Origin of the sequence: Mycobacterium intermedium (assembly GCF_002086275.1) — a bacterium.
In the GTDB taxonomy this organism is placed as follows: domain Bacteria; phylum Actinomycetota; class Actinomycetes; order Mycobacteriales; family Mycobacteriaceae; genus Mycobacterium; species Mycobacterium intermedium.
Genome location: NZ_MVHT01000006.1, coordinates 37,397 through 61,032, shown reverse-complemented (window position 1 = coordinate 61,032; position 23,636 = coordinate 37,397). Strand labels below are relative to the sequence as shown.

General features: G+C 66.6%; 21 protein-coding genes. 13 read left to right on the top strand and 8 right to left on the bottom strand.

The genetic code is table 11. The features are described from left to right. The first annotated feature begins 4 nt into the window (after positions 1-4). Both BST27_RS32290 and BST27_RS03665 read left to right on the top strand, forming a co-directional pair. On the top strand, positions 5-868 hold the full coding sequence (locus BST27_RS32290; RefSeq protein WP_069417830.1) for a mammalian cell entry protein: 864 nt from the start codon (positions 5-7) through the stop codon (positions 866-868). A 4-nt stretch (positions 869-872) separates the two neighbouring features. Continuing rightward, a complete protein-coding gene (locus BST27_RS03665; protein WP_069417660.1) occupies positions 873-1,571 on the top strand; it encodes a YoaK family protein in 699 nt (232 codons plus the stop codon). A gap of 425 nt (positions 1,572-1,996) precedes the next feature. On the opposite strand, the gene BST27_RS03660 is transcribed toward BST27_RS03665, so the two are convergent. The 5 genes from BST27_RS03660 to BST27_RS03640 all read right to left on the bottom strand — a co-directional run bounded on the left by BST27_RS03660 (position 1,997) and on the right by BST27_RS03640 (position 7,862). Next, a complete protein-coding gene (locus tag BST27_RS03660) occupies positions 1,997-3,115 on the bottom strand; it encodes a phosphodiester glycosidase family protein (RefSeq protein WP_139805001.1) in 1,119 nt (372 codons plus the stop codon). 79 nt (positions 3,116-3,194) lie between these two features. Next, complete coding sequence (locus BST27_RS03655) at positions 3,195-4,649, bottom strand: YhgE/Pip domain-containing protein (protein ID WP_079219737.1); 1,455 nt, start codon at positions 4,647-4,649, stop codon at positions 3,195-3,197. Between the two features lie 34 nt (positions 4,650-4,683). Further along, on the bottom strand, positions 4,684-5,409 hold the full coding sequence (locus BST27_RS03650) for a pirin family protein (RefSeq protein WP_069421435.1): 726 nt from the start codon (positions 5,407-5,409) through the stop codon (positions 4,684-4,686). A 25-nt stretch (positions 5,410-5,434) separates the two neighbouring features. Continuing rightward, positions 5,435-6,772 carry an alpha/beta hydrolase domain-containing protein gene (locus tag BST27_RS03645; protein ID WP_069421436.1) on the bottom strand — a complete coding sequence of 446 codons (1,338 nt, stop codon included), beginning with the start codon at positions 6,770-6,772 and terminating at the stop codon, positions 5,435-5,437. A gap of 4 nt (positions 6,773-6,776) precedes the next feature. Next, positions 6,777-7,862 (bottom strand): sigma-70 family RNA polymerase sigma factor, encoded by a 1,086-nt coding sequence (locus BST27_RS03640; RefSeq protein WP_079219738.1) that lies wholly within the window; start codon positions 7,860-7,862, stop codon positions 6,777-6,779. Here BST27_RS03640 and BST27_RS03635 point away from each other — a divergent pair. The 4 genes from BST27_RS03635 to BST27_RS03620 are packed head-to-tail and all read left to right on the top strand — an operon-like array spanning position 7,810 to position 12,074. Further along, on the top strand, positions 7,810-8,649 hold the full coding sequence (locus BST27_RS03635; protein ID WP_069421438.1) for an alpha/beta hydrolase: 840 nt from the start codon (positions 7,810-7,812) through the stop codon (positions 8,647-8,649). The genes BST27_RS03640 and BST27_RS03635 overlap by 53 nt on opposite strands. A gap of 54 nt (positions 8,650-8,703) precedes the next feature. Then, the gene (locus BST27_RS03630; RefSeq protein ID WP_069421439.1) at positions 8,704-9,453 is read left to right on the top strand and encodes a DUF2786 domain-containing protein; all 750 of its coding nucleotides are present in this window, start codon (positions 8,704-8,706) and stop codon (positions 9,451-9,453) included. Between the two features lie 6 nt (positions 9,454-9,459). Next, positions 9,460-9,957 carry a TIGR04338 family metallohydrolase gene (locus BST27_RS03625; RefSeq protein ID WP_069421440.1) on the top strand — a complete coding sequence of 166 codons (498 nt, stop codon included), beginning with the start codon at positions 9,460-9,462 and terminating at the stop codon, positions 9,955-9,957. Further along, positions 9,954-12,074 carry a beta-glucosidase gene (locus tag BST27_RS03620; RefSeq protein WP_197518182.1) on the top strand — a complete coding sequence of 707 codons (2,121 nt, stop codon included), beginning with the start codon at positions 9,954-9,956 and terminating at the stop codon, positions 12,072-12,074. The genes BST27_RS03625 and BST27_RS03620 overlap by 4 nt, the downstream gene beginning before the upstream one ends. Positions 12,075-12,107: 33 nt before the next feature. On the opposite strand, the gene mymT is transcribed toward BST27_RS03620, so the two are convergent. Beyond that, entirely contained in the window at positions 12,108-12,254 is a 147-nt protein-coding gene (gene mymT, locus BST27_RS03615; RefSeq protein WP_079219736.1) for a copper-binding metallothionein MymT, read from the bottom strand. Positions 12,255-12,376: 122 nt separating this feature from the next. Between mymT and BST27_RS03610 the strand changes: the two genes are divergently transcribed. Next, entirely contained in the window at positions 12,377-13,039 is a 663-nt protein-coding gene (locus tag BST27_RS03610) for an O-methyltransferase (protein ID WP_069421441.1), read from the top strand. Between the two features lie 9 nt (positions 13,040-13,048). Here BST27_RS03610 and ilvD read toward each other — a convergent pair whose 3' ends face one another. After that, the gene (gene ilvD / locus BST27_RS03605) at positions 13,049-14,770 is read right to left on the bottom strand and encodes a dihydroxy-acid dehydratase (protein ID WP_069421442.1); all 1,722 of its coding nucleotides are present in this window, start codon (positions 14,768-14,770) and stop codon (positions 13,049-13,051) included. A gap of 110 nt (positions 14,771-14,880) precedes the next feature. Here ilvD and ricR point away from each other — a divergent pair, with 110 nt between their 5' ends. The 6 genes from ricR (at position 14,881) to BST27_RS03575 (ending at position 21,592) form a co-directional block, all read left to right on the top strand. Next, a complete protein-coding gene (ricR, locus tag BST27_RS03600) occupies positions 14,881-15,180 on the top strand; it encodes a copper-sensing transcriptional repressor RicR (RefSeq protein ID WP_069421469.1) in 300 nt (99 codons plus the stop codon). 127 nt (positions 15,181-15,307) lie between these two features. Then, positions 15,308-16,549, top strand: coding sequence for an MFS transporter (locus BST27_RS03595; protein WP_069421443.1), 1,242 nt, complete (start codon positions 15,308-15,310; stop codon positions 16,547-16,549). Positions 16,550-16,666: 117 nt separating this feature from the next. Next, positions 16,667-17,683 carry a L,D-transpeptidase gene (locus tag BST27_RS03590; protein ID WP_069421444.1) on the top strand — a complete coding sequence of 339 codons (1,017 nt, stop codon included), beginning with the start codon at positions 16,667-16,669 and terminating at the stop codon, positions 17,681-17,683. Positions 17,684-17,754: 71 nt separating this feature from the next. Next, positions 17,755-18,657, top strand: a complete 903-nt coding sequence (locus BST27_RS03585; protein WP_069421445.1) for a L,D-transpeptidase — start codon at positions 17,755-17,757, stop codon at positions 18,655-18,657. A gap of 101 nt (positions 18,658-18,758) precedes the next feature. Next, a complete protein-coding gene (locus BST27_RS03580; protein WP_069421446.1) occupies positions 18,759-19,340 on the top strand; it encodes a TetR/AcrR family transcriptional regulator in 582 nt (193 codons plus the stop codon). A 2-nt stretch (positions 19,341-19,342) separates the two neighbouring features. Beyond that, positions 19,343-21,592, top strand: a complete 2,250-nt coding sequence (locus BST27_RS03575) for a molybdopterin-dependent oxidoreductase (protein WP_069421447.1) — start codon at positions 19,343-19,345, stop codon at positions 21,590-21,592. Between the two features lie 42 nt (positions 21,593-21,634). On the opposite strand, the gene BST27_RS03570 is transcribed toward BST27_RS03575, so the two are convergent. Continuing rightward, complete coding sequence (locus BST27_RS03570; protein WP_069421448.1) at positions 21,635-23,620, bottom strand: M13 family metallopeptidase; 1,986 nt, start codon at positions 23,618-23,620, stop codon at positions 21,635-21,637. Positions 23,621-23,636: the final 16 nt, after the last annotated feature.

Here is a 23,636-nt window from a genome sequence, read left to right as displayed (position 1 = left end):
ACGGTTGTTCGGAAAGCGACGCAGCGCCGGGGCGGCCCAGGAGGATGCGAGCGACGGCAAGGTCGAATCGGAGGAGTCGCCAACCGCGGATGCGGGCACTGACTCCACTGAGGCTGTTACGGCCCCGGGGGACGCGGCGGAAGTCGAAGCGGCTGAGGGTGTTACGGCCGAGGAGACTGACACCGTCGAAACCGGCGCCGACGACCCCGCCGAGGCCGGCGAAGGGGAGACCGAGACGGCCGAAACCGAAACCGACACCGACACCGACGCCGCAGAGGCCGGTGAGGTCGGTGAGGCCGCCGAGGCAAGTGAGGCCACGACGTCGGAAAAGCAGGTTCGCCGCAGGAGGCTGGGCGGCAAGCGGCTCGCGGTGGCGGCGGCCATTGTGATGTCGCTACTGTTCGTCGGTTCCGCCGCCTTCGCGGGTGCGTCGGTGCAGCCGTATCTGGCCGACAAGGCCACCGTCGCGATCAAGCTGAAAGTGGCCCGCACCGCGGCCAATGCGATCACGACGCTGTGGACCTACACGCCAGAGAACATGGACAGCCTCGCCGACCGTGCCGCGAACTACCTCAGCGGCGATTTCGGCGCGCAGTACCGCAAATTCGTGGACTCGATCGTGGCGCCCAACAAACAAGCCAAGGTGACCAACAGCACCGAGGTCACCGGCGTCGCCGTCGAGTCCCTGAACCGCGACGACGCGGTGGCCATCGTCTACACCAACACCACCACCACAAGCCCGCTGACCAAGAACATTCCTAGCCTGAAGTACCTGTCCTACAGGTTGATCATGCGGCGGGACCACGATCGCTGGCTGGTCACCCGGATGACGACCATCACCTCGCTGGACCTCACGCCGCGGCTGTAAGTCCATGGCCGTAAGCTCGCCGGTCTTTCATCGGCTGACGATTGCGGCGTTGCTCCTGTTGACGTTCGCCACCGGCCTGGCGGATTCCGTGAGCGTATTGGCGCTGGGACATGTGTTCGTCGCCAACATGACGGGGAACGTCATCTTTCTCGGCTTCTGGTTCGTGCAGTCGGCAGTGGACATGACCGCCGCGGTCGTAGCCTTCGGCTCCTTCGTCGCGGGCACCATCGTGGGTGGCCGATTGACACGTGGGCTGAGTCATCGGCCGAGGCGCTGGCTCACCATCACGCTTGGCATCGAGGTGGCCGTACTGCTGACGCTGTCCATCCTGGGCGGCACCGGGGTGCTCCACTACCACGACAACACGAAGCTGTTCCTGATCGGCGGGCTCGCGATGACCTTCGGCCTGCAGAATGCGACGGCACGCCAATTCGGGATACAGGAACTGAGCACCACCGTGCTGACATCGACGATCGTCGCACTCGGCTTCGAGAGCCGATTGGCCGGCGGAACCGGCGAGAACGAACTGCTGCGCTACGGCGTCGTTGCCACGATGTGCGCTGGTGCGGTGCTTGGCGCGACCCTGACGCGGGTCGCCGTCGCACCCGTCTTCGCGCTTGCCGCCTTGGTGATCGCGGCGAGCTTGGTGATCTTCCGGTTCGGCGCCGGCGACAGCGAATCGCCCGAGGCATTTACCAGCTGACGGCGGGCTGGCCGACGCCGAGGTCGCCGACGCCGAGGTCGCCGCGGCCGCCGAGGCCGAGGCCGCCGACGCCGAGGTCGCCGCGGTCGCCGAGTGTGGGTGCTGTGCACCAGAAACGTTGGGCGCCGGTGCATTAGCCCCACGCTCGGCGAGGGTGCGGGGCGGCCGCGGTCGCCGAGTGTGGGTGCTGTGCACCAGAGACGTTGGGCGCCGGTGCATTAGCCCCACGTTCGGCGAGGGTGCGGGGCGGCCGCGGTCGCCGAGTGTGGGTGCTGTGCACCAGAAAAGTTGGGCGCCGGTGCATTAGCCCCACGCTCGGCGCGGGCGGGGGGCGGCCGCGGTCGCCGAGTGTGGGTGCTGTGCACCAGAGACGTTGGGCGCCGGTGCATTAGCCCCACGTTCGGCGAGGGTGCGAGGGCGGAAAGTCAGTTGAAGGCCAGCCAGCTGGGCAACGCTCGCTCGTGTGAGTCGCACAGCACCTGGCGGGTGTCGCACGAGCCCTTCGGCGACCCGGCCCCCGCCCACATGCCGCCGGTGTCGCGGCGCAGCACGATCGCCGACGAACCGCCGCCATCCAGCAGGATGGCCGTGTCGCTGCCCAAACCGCGGAACAGGTCCTGCATGTTGTCCGGTGTGTAGCTGCCGCCCTCGAAGATGTACATCTCGTCTTTGGTCCTGGAATAGGCGATGGCGGTGCGTGCCGCGCTGGGGCCACCGTCGTGCAGCTGACCGGTGTTGCCGGGCGACAACAGCCCGATGCCGGCCACCGCCACGAACCGCTCATTCTTGTTGAGCAAATCCTGAACCACCGGAGTGGCGAGGTCGTAGTCCTCTCTTCCCTTCGGCCGCAAGACGTACGGAGCACCACCGACCGGGAGAATCATCGTCGTCAGGGAAGTCCACGACTCGTTGCCGCCGGACAGGCCCTGCTTGCCGGGGTAGGCGACGGCACCGGTGACGGCCTCATTGGCGCGGCCCAGGCCGTGGGTGTTGTCGACGAAAGCCCCCAGGGGAGAGCTGCACCCGGTCGACCGCCAGGATCCGCCCTTCTGCCCACGCACATCGAAGAAGTTGGCGTTGATCGCAATGGTGGGACGTCCCATGCGTTCCCAGGCCTGCAGCGGTGGGTAGATCTCCGACGCCTGTATGAGGCCTTCGCTGGTGCGGGCACCCGGGTTGTTCTCGCACCGGGCCTGGTCACCTCGGTGGGTATCAACAAGCAGGTGCGGCTGCAGCCGTGACGCCGCATTCTTGATGATCATCAGGTGGCCGCCGTTGTTCATCTCGTAGCGTCCGCCACCGCCGTTGAGCAGCGGCATCGGATGGCCGGCGCCGAAGTTGTAGACCAGGTAGGAGCCCTTGGTATTGGCGATCGCGCTTTGCAGCATCTCCAGCGCGTCAGCGGCGCGCGCCAGGGGTTGCCCCGTGGTGGCCCCGAGCGTGGCCGATGCCGCGACGACGGCGCAGCACGCCATCAGTCGCCTCATCAGTCTGATGAGGCCGGCAGGAGGGGACAGCACAATAGCCCTTTCGGACGTCCGCATGCAACATGAATAACATTAACCACACAAGCAACACTGTCAACTAAAGTCACGACAGCGTGACAGTTCGGCCGCGCGGGAATTACGTTTTGTCGCTTGGGGTTTCGTCAGGGTATTCGAGGGCGGGTGCGGCGGTGCCGACTGCTGCTTCACCGTCGGGTTCCGGTTCCGGCTCGGTCTCCGATTTGGCTTCGCCCGCCTTCCGTGCTTTCTCCCGCGCTTGGTGCTGCGCCTGGTGTTCGGCGGCGATGGCAAACTCGACCGCACCGGGAACGCGGTGAAAGCCCTTGCGGTCGTAGAGGCGGGTGATGATGCCGCCCAACAACAAGCCGATGATCAGGCCGATGGTGGTCATGAACACGGCATGGGACAGCCCGGCATCCGCCAGCCCATTGAGATAGAGCAACGACCGCGCGCCGAGGAACACCTGGTGCATCGGTTCGAATTTGGCCAGCCAGCGGAAGAACTCCGGGACCGCCTCGAGTGGGACCGTGGCGCCCGCCGACGGCAATCCGAGGATCACGAAGATCAACATGCTGACCAGCATGCCCATCGAGCCCAACACGGCGATCAGGGAACTCGACGTGATGCCGACCGCGCTGATCGCAAACACCCCGTAGAGCCACAGTTTCCAGCCGGCCGGATTGGGCATGCCGAGCTGATGCGAGATCGCCAGGTAGACGGCCGAGGTAAGCAGCGCCACGATCACCATCAGCGTCCACTTGACCAACAGTGTGCGGAATCGCGAGATGCGCACCTGTTCGGAAAAGCGATACACCGGACCGAATTCTGCTGGTACGTAACCAAGCATCGAATCCACCAGGGTGCTGACCACGATGCTGCCGGTGAAGCCCGCCAGCAGCAACAGCAACGAATAGTAGAAGGCGGACAGCCCATTTCCGGTGCCGTTGGGCAACGGGTTGTACACCGTCGACTTGACGTCGATCGGGTTGGCAAGGGCCAGCGTCGCTACGCCGGTCAGCGGTGCACCCTGGGTCTGCGTCGCCACGTCTGCCGAAAGACGTTCACCGACTTTGGCATTGGCGACAGCCAGCGCCTGGGTCAGGGTCTGCCCGGCGATACTGGAGCCCAGCGTGCCCGCCCGCGGGTTGGTGGAGATCGTGATCGTCGGTCGCTCTGCGCGTTTCGGCTCCACCGCGCCAGTCGCGAACTCCCGCAGGCTTGTTGAGAAGCCGGGGGGAATCACCGCCTGGCCATACACCTGTGCCCTGTCGAGCAGCTTTTTGGCTTCGTCCTTGGACACCACCCGAATGTCGTACTTGTTCTTGTCTAAATTCGCCACCAGACCGTCGACGATCTGCTTGCCCGTGGGTCCGGCGTCCTGATTCACGATCGCGATGGGGAAGTGACGCAGATTGGACGTCGGATTCAGGATGCCGCCCAGATACAACGCGGCGAGCGCCGACATGAGTGCCAACGTGATGATGACCGGCGCCAACCAGAACCGCACGGTCCTAAGCGCCTTTATGTTTCGGTTGGGGTTGGGCGCTGCGTGCCGCGCTCGCGTCTGAGACATCTAGGCTCCCCTCGTCGACGTCACTCTATGTTGTCTAGCCACCCAAATTGGCGTGCATCTCCCAGAGCAGGACTTCCGACGTGTCGTCGGCAGTAACTCGCCGGCCGTCGGCGTCGGTGCAGCGCACCGCGTCACCCTCGTGAAGGGAACCGGCGTCTTCCAGCGCGACTCGGCCGCGCGCAACGAACAGATGTAAGTATGGCGCCGCCGGTAGCTCGACGGAGGCGCCGGGCGTCAAGCGCGCCGCGTGCAGGGCAGCGCCGCGATTGTGCAGGGTGATGGCGGCGTCATGGCGGGAGATTCCGGAAGCGACGGTGACCAGGCCGTCGCTGAGGAGTTGGTCGTCAATCGGTTGTTGCTGGTAGTCCGGGGCGATACCAGGCTCATCGGGAATGACCCACATCTGCACGAAATGCACTGGTTCCGTTGCCGAATCGTTCTTCTCCGAGTGCAGGATGCCGGTCCCGGCCGACATGCGTTGGGCCAGACCGGGATAGATCACGCCGCGGTTGCCCATGGAATCCTGGTGCGCCAGTGCGCCACTGAGCACCCAGGTCACGATCTCCATGTCCCGGTGCGGATGCGTGTCGAAACCGGCGGCGGGCGCCACGCGGTCGTCATTGTTCACCAGCAGCAGGCCGTGGTGGGTGTTGTCGGGATCGTAGTGGTCGCCGAAGGAGAAGGAATGCCGCGAGTGCAGCCACGAGGTGTTGGTTACGGCGCGGTCGGCGGCGCGCCTGATCTCCACGGTGGCAGCCATGACTGTCAGGGTAGTTGGTGCTCTCCTACCCGCTCGGATACGTCGCCGCCGCGAGTTCGAGGATCTCCGCGCGGTCCGCAGCCAGGATGAACCCGGATTGAATCGCACTGTCCAACGCCGCGGTGAACCGAGACAGGTACTGCTCGACACCGCCCGGATACAGGCGCTGCACGGTGTCGGCGTCGAAGGGTTCCCCGGAACCGAAGATCATGGCCATCACGCTCTCGTCGGCGCCGAGTCCGGACGTACGGGCGAGCGGTACGTCGACCCACGGGGTCCGGACGCCGCCGCGCGCGAGGCCGTTGGCGTCGAGGACGGGTTCGGGTCGGGTGGCCTCGCGTACCTCGATGGGCGCGGCGGCCGGCGCCGGCACCCCCGTGCGGACCCAGTCGTTCAGCGCGGCTATCGCGGCCTGCACCACGTAGTGGTGCTGCGGGGCGAAGTTGATGTAGTGGCTAAGTTGTTGGCCCATCAGGTTGTTGGTCGGCTGGTACGCGGCGACCAGGGCATCGAGCGGGGCGGAGCCGCTGTCGATCGGCGCGACCTGGATCGTGTAGTTGTCGGCATGCGCCGCGCCGGGAATCTCCCATACTCGCAGCAGTTCCCCGTCGGGTTGCCGGGCGAAGTAGTAGCCCTGCCGCACCCCGCCGAAGAGATCGGTCTCGGTGATGATGGTGAGCAGCGGAACGCGCAGATCGGTCCGGAACGGCACCGCCTGCGGGTTTTCCGATTCCTCGAAGATCGAGGTGCCGTCCAGCGGTGCCGCGCCGCCGAATCGGGAGTGCACCAGGAATCCGTCGTAACTTTGTGCCAGCGGATCGACTTCGTTGACGTAGGTCGTCAAGAACATCGCGGACTGGGACTCGCCGAGGGCGACCACATGTTCCGGACGCAGGTCGGCGAGAACTTCTCGGACCAATCTGCCGGTCTGCGAAAAGATGTCGTAGGAAAACGCGTCGCCGGGATGGCGCAAGCCGCCGTACCGCTTCGGGTGCTGGCTCTTCAGCGACATGTCCATCCCGAGCAGGTTCATGCCCCCGTCCACGCCCACCTTCTGGGCCGAAACCGCGACGTAGGCGTAGCCGGACCGGATGATCTCGCGGTGGGCCATCATCCACACGGCCGGGGCATCGATGCCGCCGCTCACGTTGAGCCACTCCACGAGCACTGTTCCGTTGAACTGCGTCCGGTCGGCCGGGGTCAGCACCACCATCCGGGTGGTGTAGTCAGCGGACTGCGACTCGGGGGCGCACGAGGACGCCGTCCCCGAGATGAAAAATTCTTCGGCCAGATAGCCGACGTCGCCAATCTCGAAGGCGCCCAACAGCAATAACGGCTTCCCCGGTACGGATTCGATGGCCATGCGTCTAGAGGCAACTCGGTAGGCCGAATTTCGGGAACAGCGAGTCGTCGAGGAAGGCGACGACGTGGGAGACCCGGCCACCCTGCACGTCCAGCACGTGCAGCTGAAAGGGCACATGCACGTCCCCTTGCCTCATGTACATGGCGGCTGCGGGCTGGCCGTTGGCGGTCAACGGGATCATCCGCATATCGCCGGGCAATTCGGCCGGGCACTGCTGGTGGATCAGGGTGACGATGTTGTGCGCTCCCTGGTACCAACCGGTGAACGGCGGCATCTCCCAGATGGCTTCGGCGGTGAACAGTTCCACCAGGCGGTCGATGTCATAGGACTCGAACGCGGCGATGTAGCGGGCCAGCAGATCCTGCGTTTCCGACGATTCTGGCTCCTCCAGGCGGTCATCGGCGCTGGGGCGGACTTCATCAAGCTGGGCGCGGGCCCGCTGCAGCAGGCTGTTGACGGCGACGGTGGTGGTGCCGATCGCGTCGGCCACTTCGGCTGACTTCCACTGCAGCACATCGCGCAGCAACAGGACGGCCCGTTGCCGGGGAGACAGGTGTTGCAGCGCGGCGACGAACGCCAACCGGACGGACTCCCGGTGTCCCGCGATCACCGACGGGTCCGACTCGTCGTCGACCCAGTCCGGCAGGGGCTCCAACCAGGGCACCTCGCCCCGCTGCTCGAGTTCGGCGGTCGGGTCCGAGCTGGGCGCCCCGAGCCCCGTCGGCAGCGGCCGGCGCTGCCGACCTTCCAGCGCGCTCAGGCAGGTGTTGGTGGCAATCCGGTGCAGCCAGGTCCGCAGTGACGACTTGCCTTCGAAGCGGTCGTAGGACTTCCAGGCTCGCAGCAACGTCTCCTGGACCAGGTCTTCCGCGTCGTGCAGCGATCCGGCCATTCGATAGCAGTGTGCGAGCAGTTCGCGCCGGTAGGGCTCGGCCAGCGCGGAGAAATCGTTGTCTTCTTTCGCGAGCAGACTCACCCAATTGAGCCTACGCAGAGTCACTGACAGCCCTAATCGCGGAGCTATTACGCTGCCGGTAATGACTACGACCCGAACTGAACGCAGTTTCGTCGGTGACGGTGGTGTGGACATCGTGTACGACGTCTGGACTCCTGACACCACGCCGCGTGCGGTGGTCGTGCTGGCGCACGGTTTCGGCGAGCATGCCCGCCGTTACGACCATGTCGCCGAGCGGTTCGGCGAAGCCGGATTCATCACGTATGCCCTCGATCACCGCGGACACGGACGCTCGGGCGGCAAGCGGATGCTGGTGCGCGACATCAGGGAGTTAACCGCCGACGTCGGCACCCTCGTTGATATCGCCAAGCGGGATAACCCCACCCTCAAGTGCGTCGTGCTGGGGCACAGCATGGGTGGCGCCATCGTGTTCGCCTACGCCGTCGAACGCCCGGATGACTACGACATGGTCGTGCTGTCGGCGCCGGCGGTGGCGGCACAGGACCTTGTGTCGCCCGTCGTGGTGCTGGCCGCGAAGATCCTTGGCGTGGTGGCGCCCGGTCTACCGGTGCAGGGCCTGGACTTCAACCTGATCTCGCGTGATCCCGAGGTCGTGCGCGTCTACAACGAGGACCCGATGGTCTACCACGGGCGGGTGCCGGCGGGCATCGGCCGGGCATTTATGCAGGTCGGCGAAACTATGCCGCGACGGGCGCCGGCCCTGACCGCCCCGCTGCTGGTGATCCACGGTACCGACGACGGATTGATTCCCATCGAAGGCAGCCGTCGCCTGGTCGAATGCGTTGGAGCGGCCGACGTGCAGCTGAAGGAATACGCCGGGCTCTATCACGAGGTCTTCAACGAGCCCGAGCGCAACCAGGTGCTCGACGACGTGGTCGCATGGATCAGCGGGCGGCTGTAAGCGGCTGTGAGCGCGCGAACCGGAAATGTCGGACGGCTGAAGTAGTTTGGCGCCATGACCGACGACAAAATGTTGTCCCGCATCGCGGCGCTGCTCCGCCAGGCTGAGGGCACCGACAATCCCCACGAAGCCGATGCGTTCATGGCCGCCGCGCAACGATTGGCGACCGCGACATCCATCGACCTGGCGGTGGCACGGTCCCATGCGGCCACCCGGTCGGCCGCCCAGGGTCCCACGCAACGCACCATCACCATCGGGGAGGCGGGCACCCGCGGGCTGCGCACCTATGTGCAGCTGTTCGTGCTCATCGCGGCGGCGAATGACGTGCGCTGCGACATCGCCACGAATTCGACGTTCGTCTATGCCTACGGGTTCCCCCAGGACATCGACACGACCCACGCCCTCTACGCCAGCCTGGTGGTGCAGATGGTCCGGGCGTCGGACGCCTACCTCGCCACCGGCGCACACCGGCCCACCCCGACGATCACCGCCCGGCTCAACTTCCAGCTGGCATTCGGGGCTCGCGTCGGCCAGCGCCTGGCCGAAGCCCGCGAGGAGGCGCGCCGGGAGGTGGAAAAGGACCGCAGTCGCGCGCCCGGCACGGCTATCGCCTTGCGGGACAAGGAACTCGAACTGCATGACTACTATCGGAGAGCGTCCAAGGCCCGCGGCACCTGGCGGGCGACCAGGGCCTCGGCCGGGTATTCGTCGGCTGCACGCCGCGCCGGGGACCGGGCTGGACGGCGAGCGCGACTGGGCACCAGCCCCGAACTGCCGGGGGCGCGCACCGCAGTGGGCCGGTGACTCGGGCTGGCTGAGAAGGATTCGCAGCGCGCGAAGGTTTACGCGGCCGAGGACTTCGTCCGGACGTTGTTCGACCGCGCGGCCGAACACGGCCTACCCAGCGTGGAGTTCTTCGGGACGCAGTTGACCTTGCCGCCGGAGGCGCGGTTCGGCTCGGTGGACTCCGTACAGCGGTATGTCGATGACGTCCTCGCGTTGCCGGCGGTTCGGCAACACTGGCCCGAGGTGTCGCCGCTGCGTGTGCGAGCGCGGCGCGCTGCCACCGCGGCCCACTACGAAAACCGCGACGGCGTAGGGGTTATCGCCGTACCCGACCGCACCACGGCGGACTGGGCGATGCGCGAACTGGTGGTGCTGCACGAAATCGCGCACCATCTGTGTCAGGTGCCGCCGCCGCACGGCCCGGAGTTCGTGGCGACGATGTGCACGCTCAGTGAGGTGGTCATGGGGCCGGAGGTGGGGCACGTGTTGCGCGTGGTGTACGCGAAGGAGGGGGTTCGATGAACGAACGCCCACCCGAGGATCCCGACGCCCGCGCACGCGAAGTCGAGATGCAGATGACCGACGCCGAGCGCTTTTCCTTGCTGATCGGCGTGATGGGGGCCGGCGACTTGTGGCCGCTGCGCGACGAGCGCATCCCTCCGGACGCGCCGATGAGCGCCGGCTATGTCCCCGCGATCCCGCGGTTAGGCGTGCCGGCGCTGCGGATGAGTGATGCCGGCCTCGGGGTCACCAACCCCGGCTACCGTCCGGGCGACACCGCAACCGCTCTGCCGGCCGGGCTGGCGCTGGCGTCCAGCTTCAACCCGGCGCTCGCCCGCGCCGCCGGTGCGGTGATCGGCCGCGAGGCGCGCAGCCGCGGGATCAACGTCCAGCTGGCGGGCTCGATGAACCTGGCTCGCGACCCCCGCAACGGCCGCAACTTCGAATACCTTTCGGAGGACCCGCTGTTGAGTGGCCTGCTGGCCGCCGAGTCGGTCATCGGCATCCAGCAACAGGGCGTCATCTCTACCGTCAAGCACTTCTCGTTGAACTGCAACGAAACGAACCGGCACTGGCTGGACGCGGTCATCGACCCCGACGCCCACCGCGAATCCGACTTGCTGGCGTTCGAGATCGCCATCGAGCGGGCGCAGCCCGGCGCAGTGATGGCCGCCTACAACAAGGTCAACGGATGTTATGCGGCCCAGAACTCCGTGCTGCTCAACGACGTACTGAAAACCGCTTGGGGATACCGCGGTTGGGTGATGTCCGACTGGGGCGGGACGCCGAGCTGGCAGTGTGCGCTGGCGGGGCTCGACCAGGAGTGCGGCGCGCAGATCGACGCCATCCTGTGGGGGGCCGAACAATTCAGCGACCGATTACGAGCGGCCTACGCCGAGGGCAAGCTGCCCAAGGAGCGCCTGTCGGACATGGTCCGCCGGATCTTGCGGTCGATGTTCGCCGTCGGGATAGACCGATGGGGAGCCCCGCCGGAACCAGACATGGACGCCCACAACGACGTTGCGTTGCAGATCGCCCGCCAGGGAACCGTGCTGTTGAAGAACGACGGCGCGCTGCCACTGGCATCGGTCCAGCGCATCGCCGTCATCGGCGGCTACGCGCAGCTCGGTGTGCCGATCGGCTGCGGGTCGAGCGCGGTCGTCCCGCCCGGCGGGTATGCCGGCGTGATCCCGATCGGCGGTCAGGGCCTGACCGGCGGCACCCGCAACCTGTACCTACTGCCGTCCAGCCCGTTGACGGAATTGCGCAAGCAATTCCCCAGTGCCCAAATCGAATTCGACCCTGGCCTTACCCCCGCCGAGGCGGTGCTGGTGGCGCGGCGGGCCGACGTGGCGATCGTTTTCGCGATTCGCGTCGAAGGGGAGGGCTTCGACAGCGCCGACCTGTCGCTGCCCTGGGGGCAGGACGAGGTGATCGGCGCCGTCGCCGCCGTCAACCCGAACACCGTGGTGGTTCTCGAGACGGGCAACCCGGCCGCGATGCCCTGGCGAGACGCGGTGAATGCCATCGTGTCGGCCTGGTATCCCGGGCAGGCGGGTGGCCGTGCCATCACGGAAATCATTGCCGGAAAGGTGAATCCATCGGGGCGGCTGCCGGTCACGTTCCCGGTAGATCTCAGTCAGACACCCCGGCCGGAGCTGCCCGGCCTGGGTGAACCGGTGGGTACCGCCGGCACCATCGACTACTCCGAAGGCGCCGACGTCGGCTACCGCTGGTTCGCGCGGACGGGACAGACGCCGATGTTCGCGTTCGGCCACGGCCTGTCCTACACCCGCTTCGAGTACCGCGACCTGGTGGTGACGGGTGGTGAGACCGTGGTTGCGAGCGTCGACGTCCGCAACGTCGGTGACCGGGCCGGGGCGGATGTTCCGCAACTGTACTTGACCGGCGCCCCCGGGGGGCCGCGGCTGCGGTTACTGGGATTTGAGCGGGTAGACCTCGAACCCGGGCAGTCGCACCGGGTGAGCATCGAAGCCGATCCTCGCCTGCTTGCCGGCTATGTCGACGGTGCCTGGCGGATCGCGCCGGGCAACTACACGGTCGCGGTCGGTGCATCGGCGGCAGCGTTGGCGTTGACGGCCGAGGTCAAACTGGCCAGCCGTACGTTCGGGCGGTAAGGGGCTCACCCGAATGCACGGCCGGCCAACGGGTTACTTGACGGGAACCAACTCTTCGCCGCAGGTGCAGCGGTAGGCCTGGTCGCTGTTGGAACAGTGGCATTCGTGCTCGATGCGAACGCGACAGCCGCAGCCTTCGTGGCCGCAGGTCAGCACGGTTCCTGCTGCGTAGTGAGTCATCTGATTTCACCTTCTCTGTACTGGGGACCAGGGTCCCTGTTGTTGCCTCGCACCACTATATACCCCATACGGGTATCCCGTAAATTGTTTTGAGCGTCCGAATTCTGGCTAGTCGTGGTGGCATGACTAACCCAGTGACCCCGCGCGATGTCGACGCATTCCTGGATCGCACGCTGATCGGCGAAGATCCGGACTTGGCCGCGGTGTTGGAGTCCAGTCGTGCGGCCGGCCTACCGGCCATATCTGTTTCGGCCCAGCAGGGCAAGTTCCTCAGCCTGCTGGCCGGCGCCATGCGGGCGCGACGCGTCCTCGAAATCGGCACGCTGGGCGGTTACAGCGCCGTCTGGCTCGCGCGGGGCGTGGGTCGGGACGGTCAGGTGGTCACCCTGGAATACGAAGCCAAATACGCGGAGGTGGCTCGTGCGAACTTTCAGCGAGCCGGTGTGGCCGACCGGGTGGAGGTCGTGGTCGGCGCCGCGCTGGACACTCTGCCGACGATCACCGGCGAGCCCTTCGACCTGGTGTTCATCGACGCCGACAAAGAGAACAACCTCCCCTACCTGGACTGGGCGATATGGCTCTCCCGGCCCGGCGCAATCATCTTGCTGGACAACGTCGTTCGCGACGGCAGGGTGCTGGTGGAGTCCGACGACCCCAGGCTGGCCGCCACGCGTCTGGCGCTGCAAATGATGGGCGTGCATCCACGCCTGGATGCCGCCGCGTTGCAGACCGTGGGCGCCAAGACGTGGGACGGGTTCGCCATTGCGGCGGTCAGGCCGGAGTGAGCTGCTCGACTACCCGCAGACAGCGCCGACTGCGGCGGAATTGACCAACTTGACGTACTTGGCCAGCACGCCGGTCTTGTAGCGCGGCGGTGGGGGAGTGAAGTCACGTTTCCGGGCTTCGAATTCCGCCGGGTCGTCCAGCACGACGTCCAGCGTCTGCTCGGCGACGTTGAGGCGAATCTTGTCGCCGTTGCGCAGGAATGCGATGGGACCGCCGTCCACGGCTTCGGGGGCGATGTGCCCGACGCACAAGCCCGTTGTCCCGCCGGAGAACCGGCCGTCGGTGAGCAGCAGCACGTCCTTGCCCAGGCCGGCGCCCTTGATGGCGCCCGTGATGGCCAGCATCTCCCGCATACCGGGACCACCCTTGGGCCCTTCGTAGCGAATCACCACGGCGTCGCCGTGGGTGATGGTGCCGTCCTCGAGGGCGTCCAGCGCGGCGCGTTCGCCGTCGAAGACCCTCGCGGTGCCTTCGAACACGTCGGACTCGAAGCCGGCCGACTTGACCACGGCGCCCTCGGGGGCCAGCGACCCGTGCAGGATGGTGATGCCCCCAGTGGGGTGGATCGGATTGGCCAGGGCGCGCAGCACCTTGCCGTCCGGGTCGGGCGGGGCGATCGTGGCCAGGTTCTGCGCCAGCGTCTGGCCCGTCACCGTCAGGCAATCACCGTGTAAAAGGCCAGCGTCCAACAGGGCTTTCATTATCACCGGCACCCCGCCGATGTGGTCGACGTCCGTCATCACATGGCGGCCGAACGGTTTGACGTCGGCCAGGTGCGGAACCTTGGAACCGATCCGGCTGAAGTCGTCCAGGGTGAGGTCGACGTCGGCTTCGCGGGCGATGGCCAGCAAGTGCAGCACGGCGTTGGTTGAACCGCCGAACGCCATCACCACCGAGATGGCGTTCTCGAACGCCTCCTTGGTGAGGATGTCGCGGGCGGTGATGCCGCGGCGCAACAACTCCACCACGGCCTGGCCGCTGCGGCGGGCGAACCCGTCGCGGCGGCGGTCGGTCGCCGGCGGCGCCGCGCTGCCGGGCAACGACATGCCGAGTGCTTCGGCGGCGCTGGCCATGGTGTTGGCCGTGTACATGCCGCCGCACGCACCCTCGCCCGGGCAGATCGCCCGCTCGATGGCGTCGACGTCCTCGCGGCTCATCAGGCCGCGCGCGCAGGCGCCCACGGCCTCGAAGGCGTCGATGATGGTGACCTCGCGCTCGCTGCCGTCGGAAAACTTGGCCACCCCGGGCAGGATGGAGCCCGCGTAGAGGAACACCGACGCCAGGTCGAGGCGTGCGGCGGCCATCAGCATGCCGGGGAGCGACTTGTCACAGCCGGCCAGCAACACCGAGCCGTCGAGCCGCTCGGCCTGCATCACGGTTTCGACGCTGTCGGCGATGACCTCGCGGGAGACCAGGGAGAAATGCATCCCCTCGTGGCCCATCGAGATGCCGTCGGAAACGGAAATCGTCCCGAACTCGAGCGGATAGCCGCCGGCCTGGAACACGCCGTCCTTGACCGCCTTGGCCAGCCGGTCCAGGGACAGGTTGCACGGTGTGATCTCGTTCCACGACGACGCGACCCCGATCTGCGGCTTGGCGAAGTCGTCGTCGCCCATGCCTACCGCGCGCAACATCCCCCGGGCGGCGGCCTTCTCCAGGCCGTCGGTGACGTCGCGGCTGCGGGGTTTGATATCGGCTCGATCTGTGGCTTGATCTGGGGCTGAGGGCATTCTGCAAGTATGCGCGTGCCGCTCGGCTGAGCCAAAATCCGGGCTAATACCCCGCTGGGGTATACAATCGTGACGGAATGGCCACCGGGTTTGGGAGTGATGACGAGGCGATGACAAAAGCAGTCGAATCGCACGGCTATACGCAGCAGAAAGACAATTACGCGAAGCGGCTGCGGCGCATCGAGGGCCAGGTGCGGGGCATCGCGCGCATGATCGACGAGGACAAGTACTGCATCGACGTCCTCACGCAGATCAGCGCCGTCAACAGCGCCTTGCGGTCGGTGGCGTTGAACCTGCTCGATGAACACCTGAACCACTGCGTTTCGCGCGCCGTCGCGGAAGGCGGGTCCGAGGCGGACAGTAAAATCGCCGAAGCTTCTGCCGCCATTGCGCGTCTGGTGCGTTCCTGATCTTCGCTTGATCACACGGGGCTTGAGCACGCGGGCGTGTTGAGGCGCCAGGAGGTGTAAAGCCTGCGGTGCGGTGCGTACGGTAAGTGCGGTGGCCAAGCCCGCCTCCCTAACCGCCGAACGAGCCATGACTGCCGAAATCAAGACGCCTGCCGCTGCGCGCACGTGGACGCCACGGATCGCCGCGCAGCTATCGGTGCTCGCCGCGGCGGCCTTCATTTATGTCACCGCCGAAATCCTGCCGGTCGGTGCGCTGTCGGCGATAGCGCGAAACCTGCACGTCAGTGTCGTGTGGGTGGGCACGTTGCTGACCTGGTACGCCGGGGTCGCGGCGCTGACCACGGTGCCGTTGGTGCGCTGGACCGCGCACTGGCCGCGGCGCCGCGCGCTGCTACTCAGCCTGGTCTGTTTGACCGCTTCTCAGGTCATCTCGGCGCTGGCGCCCAACTTCGCGGTGCTGGCCGGTGGTCGGGTGCTCTGCGCGGTCACGCACGGCCTGCTCTGGTCGGTTATCGCGCCGATCGCCACTCGGTTGGTGCCGCCCAGTCACGCCGGTCGCGCCACCATGTCGATCTACATCGGCACCAGCCTGGCGCTGGTGGTGGGCAGCCCGCTGACCGCCGTGCTGAGCTTGATGTGGGGTTGGCGGCTCGCGGCGGTGTGCGTCACGGTCGCCGCCGCCGTCATCACCGTCGCGGCCCGGCTGGTGTTGCCCGAAATGCCGCTCAGCGAGGACCAGTTGCAGCACGTGGGTCCGCGGTCGCGGCATCACCGCAACTCGCAGCTGATCAAGGTCAGCCTGATCACCATGGTCGGCGTCACCGGTCACTTCGTCTCCTACACCTACATCGTGGTGATCATCCGTGAGGTCGTCGGTATCCGGGGGCCCAACCAGGCGTGGATGCTGGCCGCCTACGGCGCCGCCGGGGTGATCGCGGTGGCCCTGGTGGCGCGGCCACTGGACCGCCGGCCCAAGGGCGCCATCGTCATGTGCATCGCCGGGTTGACGATCCCGTTCGTGCTGTTGGCGGCGCTGGCTTTCGGGGCTCATCGTGCCCCGCTGACGGCGTTGTGCATCGGCACCGGGGCAATCGTGTTGTGGGGCGCGATGGCCACCGCGGTCTCGCCGATGCTGCAGTCGGCGGCGATGCGCAGCGGCGCCGACGATCCGGACGGCGCCTCGGGGCTGTATGTGACGGCATTTCAGGTGGGGATCATGGCCGGATCGTTGCTGGGTGGCTTGCTGTACGAGCGCAGCGTGGCGTTGATGCTCACCGCCTCGGCGGTCTTGATGGCTATCGCACTGATCGGGATGGCCACTACCCGGCAGCCATTGGATGATGCGGCAGCAAGTTCACATGATCAGTAACGCGGCAGGTCAACGGCGCGAAAGTTGACTTTGGCGGGGCGTACGGCCGTTAACGAAGCGGAAATCGACCACCTCGCTATGCCACACTGGGTCGCAATGTGACTGAAGGGATGCATTATGTCGCGCACGATGAGGACCCTGAAAAGGGCGCGCCTCTTCGCCGCACTGAACGCAGCCGGAGCGGTTGCGGTGCTGATACTGGGCTCGGGCTTCGCCCTGGCCGACCCTGAAGACGCGCCGCCCGCACCCGGGGTAGTCGAGCCGGCCGAGCCGGGCCCGCCCCCGCCCATCGCTTTGCCGCCGGACCCGTTCGCAGTGCCGCCGCCTGCTGACCCGTTCGCGGTGCCGCCGCCTGGCGACCCGTTTGCGGTGCCGGTGGCCGCTGGACCCGTCGCCGGCCAAGACCCGACGCCGTTCGTCGGCGAGCCGCCGTTCCGTCCGCCGACCTTCAACCCGGTCAACGGCGCGCTGGTTGGGGTGGCCAAGCCGATCATCATCAACTTCGCGGTGCCCATCGCCGACCGGGCTCTGGCCGAACAGGCCGTCCACATCTCGTCGATTCCGCCGGTGCCGGGCAAGTTCTACTGGATGACGCCGTCCCAGCTGCGTTGGCGTCCGCTGCAGTTCTGGCCGCCCAACACCGCGGTGAACATCGATGCGGCCGGTACCAAGTCCAGCTTCCGGACCGGGGACGCGTTGGTGGCTACCGCCGACGACGCGACCCACCAGATGACCATCACCCGCAACGGAACCGTCGTCAAGACGTTCCCGATGTCCATGGGGATGGCGTCCGGTGGCCACCAGACGCCCAACGGCACGTACTACGTGCTCGAGAAGATGCCGACAGTGGTCATGGACTCGTCGACCTACGGGGTGCCGGTGAACTCGGCCAACGGCTACAAGGTGACGGTGCAGGACGCCGTCCGGATCGACAACAGCGGAAACTTCGTGCACAGCGCGCCGTGGTCGGTGGCCGACCAGGGCAGACGGAACGTCAGCCACGGCTGCATCAACCTGAGCCCGGCCAACGCGAAGTGGTTCTTCGACAACTTCGGGTCCGGGGATCCGGTCGTCGTGAAGAACTCCGTCGGGATTTACAACAAGCCCGACGGCGCTTCAGACTGGCAAATGTAACGCGCCGCGAGCAGACGCAGAAGGATCCCTGTGGACGCCGAATGCGGGCGCGACACCGGGAGGGGATGCGTATGTCGGGAGGGAAGAGGGGGCGCTTCTTCAGTGCTCTGAAGGCAACCCTGGTGGCTTCGGCACTGGGCTGGGCACTCGTGCTGAGCGCGGGGCCTGCCGTCGCAGACCCCGATCCCGCTCCGGGCGATCCAGGCGCTCCCGTAGTCGGTGACGGGCCCCCGCCGCCCCCGCCCTTCAGCGGCGTGGCGCCGTTCGGGCCGCCGAGGATCAATCCCGCCAACGGCGCGACAGTCGGTGTGGCCCAGCCGATCATCATCGACTTCCCAGCTCGGGTGGATGACGCCGGCGCCGCCGAAGGCGCGATTCATGTTTCCTCGGTCCCGTCGGTTCCGGGCGTTTTCTACTGGCAGACCCCCACGCAGCTGCGTTGGCGCCCGTACAGCTTCTGGCCCGCCCACACGGAGGTAACCGTCGACGCGGGAGGCACCGTGTCGAGCTTCCGAACGGGGGACGAGCTGGTGGCGACCGCCGACGACGCCACCCACCAGTTGACCGTTGCTCGCAACGGCGTCGTTGAGAAGACGTTCCCGATGTCGATGGGTATGGCGTCAGGCGGGCACCAGACCGCGAACGGCACGTACTACGTCCAAGAGAAGATGGCGACGGTGGTGATGGACTCCTCGACGTACGGGGTTCCGGTCAATTCGGCGAACGGCTACCGGGTGACGGTGACGGACGCCGTCCGGTTCGACAACAGCGGCAACTTCGTGCACAGTGCGCCGTGGTCGGTGGACGACCAGGGCCGACGCGACGTAAGCCACGGTTGTATCAACATCAGCCCTGCCAACGCCAAGTGGTTCTTCGCCAACTTCGGTCCCGGTGACCCCATCATCGTGAAGAACTCCACCGGCAGCTACACCAGGAACGACGGCTCCAACGACTGGATGCGCGTCTTCAACTAGCCGGGCCAGACGCAAAATCGCCCTTCTCCGGCCGGGAGGAGGGCGATTTGCGTCTGTTCGGCGCTTGGTCGGCGCTCAGGATTATGTATAGCATCATACATATGCGAAGCCCGCGCGAACGGATGGTGGTTTCGGCTGCGTTGTTGATCCGGGAGCGCGGCGCGCATGCCACCGCGATCTCCGACGTCCTGGAACACAGCGGCGCCCCGCGCGGGTCGGCCTATCACTATTTCCCCGGCGGGCGCACGCAGCTGCTCTGCGAGGCGGTCGACTTCGCCGCCGAGTACGTCGCCAATCTGATCACCGCGGCGCCCGACAGCATGCACCTGCTGGACACCCTGATGGACACCTACCGCCAGCAGCTGTTGGACAGCGATTTCCGGGCCGGCTGCCCCGTCGTGGCGGTCGCGGTCGAAGCGGGTGAGGGCGGGGACCAGGAGCGGATGGCTCCCGTCGTCGAACGCGCGGCGGCGGCATTCGACCGATGGTCCGAGCTGATGGCGCAGCGGTTCGTCGCCGACGGAATTGCGGCGGCGTCGGCGCACGAGTTGGCGGCGTTGGCGACGTCGGCCCTCGAAGGCGCGATCCTGCTGGCCCGGGTGCGGCACGACCTGGCGCCCATCGACGCCGTGCACCGCCAATTGCGCAACCTGTTGGCGGCCCAGCTGCCGGAGAGGAACTGACGATGACCACCACCGACTGGCAGCCGACCGCATGCATTCTCTGCGAATGCAATTGCGGCATCGTGGTGCAGCTCGAAGGCCGTAAAATCGCCCGGATCCGCGGCGACAAGGCCCATCCGGCGTCGCAGGGTTACACGTGCAACAAGGCATTGCGGTTGGACCACTACCAGAACAACCGTGCCCGCCTGACCTCTCCGATGCGCCGCCGGCCCGACGGTAGCTACGAGGAAATCGACTGGGACACCGCGATTGTCGAGATCGCCGAGGGCTTCAAGCGCATCCGCGACACGTACGGCGGGGACAAGATCTTCTACTACGGCGGCGGCGGGCAGGGCAACCACCTGGGTGGGGCCTACAGCAGCGCATTCCTGAAGGCGCTTGGTTCGCGCTATCGGTCCAATGCGCTGGCGCAGGAAAAGACCGGTGAGGCCTGGGTGGACGCCCGTCTGTATGGCGGCCACACGCGGGGCGAGTTCGAGCACGCCGAAGTCTCGGTGTTCATCGGGAAGAACCCGTGGATGTCGCAGAGCTTTCCGCGAGCGCGGGTGATACTCAACGAGATTGCCAAAGACCCGAACCGATCGATGATCGTTCTGGATCCGGTACTCACCGACACCGCGAAGATGGCCGACTTCCACCTCCGGGTCCAACCCGGCACCGACGCGTGGTGCCTGGCGGCGCTGGCCGCCGTGCTGGTACAGGAAAACCTTTGCGACGACGCGTTTCTCGCCGAGCACGTGCACGGCGCCGACACGGTCCGCGATGCGCTGCGGGACGTCCCGGTGGCCGAGTACGCGCAGCACTGCGGGGTGGACGAGGAGTTGATCCGGGCGGCCGCGCGGCGCATCGGTACCGCTGACAGCGTCTCGGTGTTCGAAGACCTCGGTGTGCAGCAGGCGCCGAACAGCACGCTGTGCTCGTACCTCAACAAGCTGCTCTGGATCCTTACCGGCAATTTCGCGAGAAAGGGTACCCAGCACCTGCATTCGTCGCTGGCCCCGCTGCTGGGCACAGCCACCGGCCGCACCCCCGTCACCGGTGCGCCGATCATCGCCGGACTGGTGCCCGCCAACGTGATACCCGAAGAGATCTTGACGGATCACCCCGACCGGTTCCGGGCGATGATCGTGGAGAGCGGCAACCCCGCCCACTCGCTGGCTGACTCGACCGCCTGCCGCGAAGCCTTCCGGTCATTGGAGCTGATGGTGGTCGTCGACGTGGCGATGACCGAGACCGCGCGATTGGCGCACTACGTGCTGCCCGCGGCCTCGCAGTTCGAGAAGCCGGAAGCGACCTTCTTCAACTTCGAATTCCCGCACAACGGTTTTCAGTTGCGTCGGCCCCTGCTGGACCCGTTGCCGGGAACGCTGCCGGAGCCGGAGATCTGGGCGCGGTTGGTGCGGGCGCTCGCAGTGGTACAGGACGAGGATCTGCGGCCGCTGCGTGAGGCGGCTCAGCAGGGTCGTCAGGCCTACACCGAAGCGTTTCTCGGTGCGGTAGCGAGCAATCCGACCGTGGCCAAGCTCCTTCCGTACGTGCTGTATGAGACGCTGGGGCCGACCCTGCCTGACGGGATGGCCGGTGCGGCCGCGCTGTGGGGGCTGGCGCAAAAGGTCTTCATGACCTACCCCGAAGCCGTCCGGCGGGCCGGCCACGCCGACGGAAATGCGCTGTTCGACGCGATCATGGACAACCCGTCGGGTGTCACGTTCACCGCGCACAACTACGCGGACGACTTCGCGTTGATCAGCCACTCCGATCACAAGATCGCGCTGGAAATCCCTGAAATGCTGGACGACCTGAGGGGTCTCGCCGCCACGCCGGCGAAGCTGACCACGCCGGACATGCCGATCGTGCTCTCAGTGGGGGAGCGGCGTGCCTTTACCGCCAATGACATTTTCCGCGATCCATCGTGGCGCAAGCGTGACGCCGACGGGGCGCTGCGCGTCAGCGTCGAAGACGCGCAGCAACTGGGGCTCGTCGACGGCGGGCGGGCGCGGATCACCACCGCGGCGGGCACTGCGGAGGCGACGGTCGAGGTCAATGAGACGATGCTGGCCGGACATGCGTCTCTGCCCAACGGATTTGGGCTCGACTACATCGACGATGACGGTCGCACCGTCATACCGGGCGTCGCTCCCAATTCGTTGACGTCGACGACCTGGCGAGACGCCTACGCCGGCACGCCGTGGCACAAGCACGTTCCGGCGCGCATCGAGCCATGCCGAGCAGACGCAAACTCGTACGCCTGAGGGCGTTTTCGTACAAGTTTGCGTCTGCTCGCGGTTAGATGGTTAGTTCCAGATGCGGACGCGGCGGGCGGGTTCCAGGTACAACGCGTCGGTCTCGGCGACATCGAACGCCTCGTAGTAAGCGTCGATGTTACGGACCACGCCGTTGCAGCGGAACTCCGGCGGCGAGTGCGGATCCACTGCCAGGCGCCGAATCGCTTCGGCGTCCCGCGATTTCGTCCGCCACACCTGGGCCCAGCCGAAAAACACCCGCTGCACCCCGGTGAGGCCGTCGACGACCGGTGCGGGTTCGCCGCCCAGTGACAACTGGTACGCCAACAGCGCGATCGACAGTCCGCCGAGGTCACCGATGTTCTCGCCGACGGTGAACGCGCCGTTCACGTGGTGGCCGCTGTTGAGTCCGCGCGGCGTGTACGCCTCGTACTGCTCGATCAACGCCTTGGTGCGGGCGGCGAACTCGGTGCGGTCGTCATCGGTCCACCAGTCGACCAGATTTCCGTCGCCGTCGTACTTGGCGCCCTGGTCGTCGAAACCGTGCCCGATCTCGTGCCCGATCACCGCGCCAATGCCGCCGTAATTCGCCGCGTCGTCGGCGTCCGGATCGAAAAACGGGGGCTGCAGAATCGCTGCGGGAAAGACGATTTCGTTCATTCCCGGGTTGTAGTAGGCGTTCACCGTCTGCGGGGTCATGAACCACTCGTCCCGGTCCACCGGACCGCCGAGTTTGGCCAGTTCCCGGTCGTGGTTGACGGCGTAGCCACGCTGGTAGTTGCCGTAGAGGTCGTCGCGGTCGATCACCAGGTTGGAGTAATCCCGCCACTTGGCCGGATACCCCACCTTCGCGGTGAACTTGCTCAGCTTGGCCAGGGCACGTTCGCGGGTCTGGGGGGTCATCCAGTCCAGATCGCTGATGCTGATCCGATACGCCTCGCGCAGGTTGTCCACCAGGGTGTCGATGCGGGCCTTGGCGTCCGGCGGGAAATGCTTTGCCACGTAGAGCTTTCCGACGGCGTCGCCCATCAGGCTCTCCACCAGTGACACCGCACGCTTCCAGCGGTCCCGGATCTGCTCGGTGCCGGTCAGCGTGCGGCCGTAGAAGTCGAAGTCCTCCTCGACCAGGGCGCGGGTCAGCCAGGGCGCCCGTGAGCGGATCAAACGCCAACTCGCCCAACGCTTCCAGTCTTCGAGATCCTCGCTCGTCCACAGCTCGGCGAAGGTGGTGAGGTAATCGGGCTGGCGCACAACCAGTTCCGCAACCGCTTCGGGCGTGGTACCCAGTCCTTGCACCCAGCGGGTCCAGTCGAAGCCCGCCCCTTCGTCCTGCAACTCGGCAAAGGTTCGCAGGTTGTAGGTGAGGTCGGCATCGCGGCGCTTGACCACGTCCCAGTGGGCGGCGGCCAGCTTCGTCTCCAGCGCCACGATGCGCGCCGCCGTCTCCGCATGGTCGGCGGCGTCACCACCGAAGACCAGGGCGAACATGCGCGCGATATGTCCCGGGTAGGCGGCCAGCACCGCGGCGTGCTGCTCGTCGCGGAAGTAGGACTCGTCGGGCAGTCCGATGCCGGACTGCGAGAAGTGCACCAGGTAGCGCGTCGAGTCCTTGGAATCGGTGTCCACGTAGAGTCCGATGCCGCCGCCGACCCCGGTGCGCTGCAACGCGCCGATCACGCCGGCGAGCTCGCTGCGGTCGGTGGCGGCCTGGAGCCCGGCGAGTTCGTCGAGCAGGGGTTGCACGCCGCGGCGCTCGACGGCTTCCTCGTCGAGGAAGCTGGCGTAGAGGTCGCCGATGCGCTGCTCGTCGGTGCCCGCGGCGGCGCCGGACCGGCTGGCCTCCACGATCAGGTCGCGCACTTGCTCTTCGGCCCGGTCGTAAAGCTGACGGAAGGCGCCGTCGGTGGCACGGTCCGCGGGAATCTCGTACTCGGTTAACCAGCGGCCGTTGACATGGCCGAAGAGGTCGTCTTGCGGGCGGGCGTCGGGGTCAACATGGCTCAGGTCGATACCGGAGCGAATGGCGGCATACGTCACCCCGCCATACTTCCAC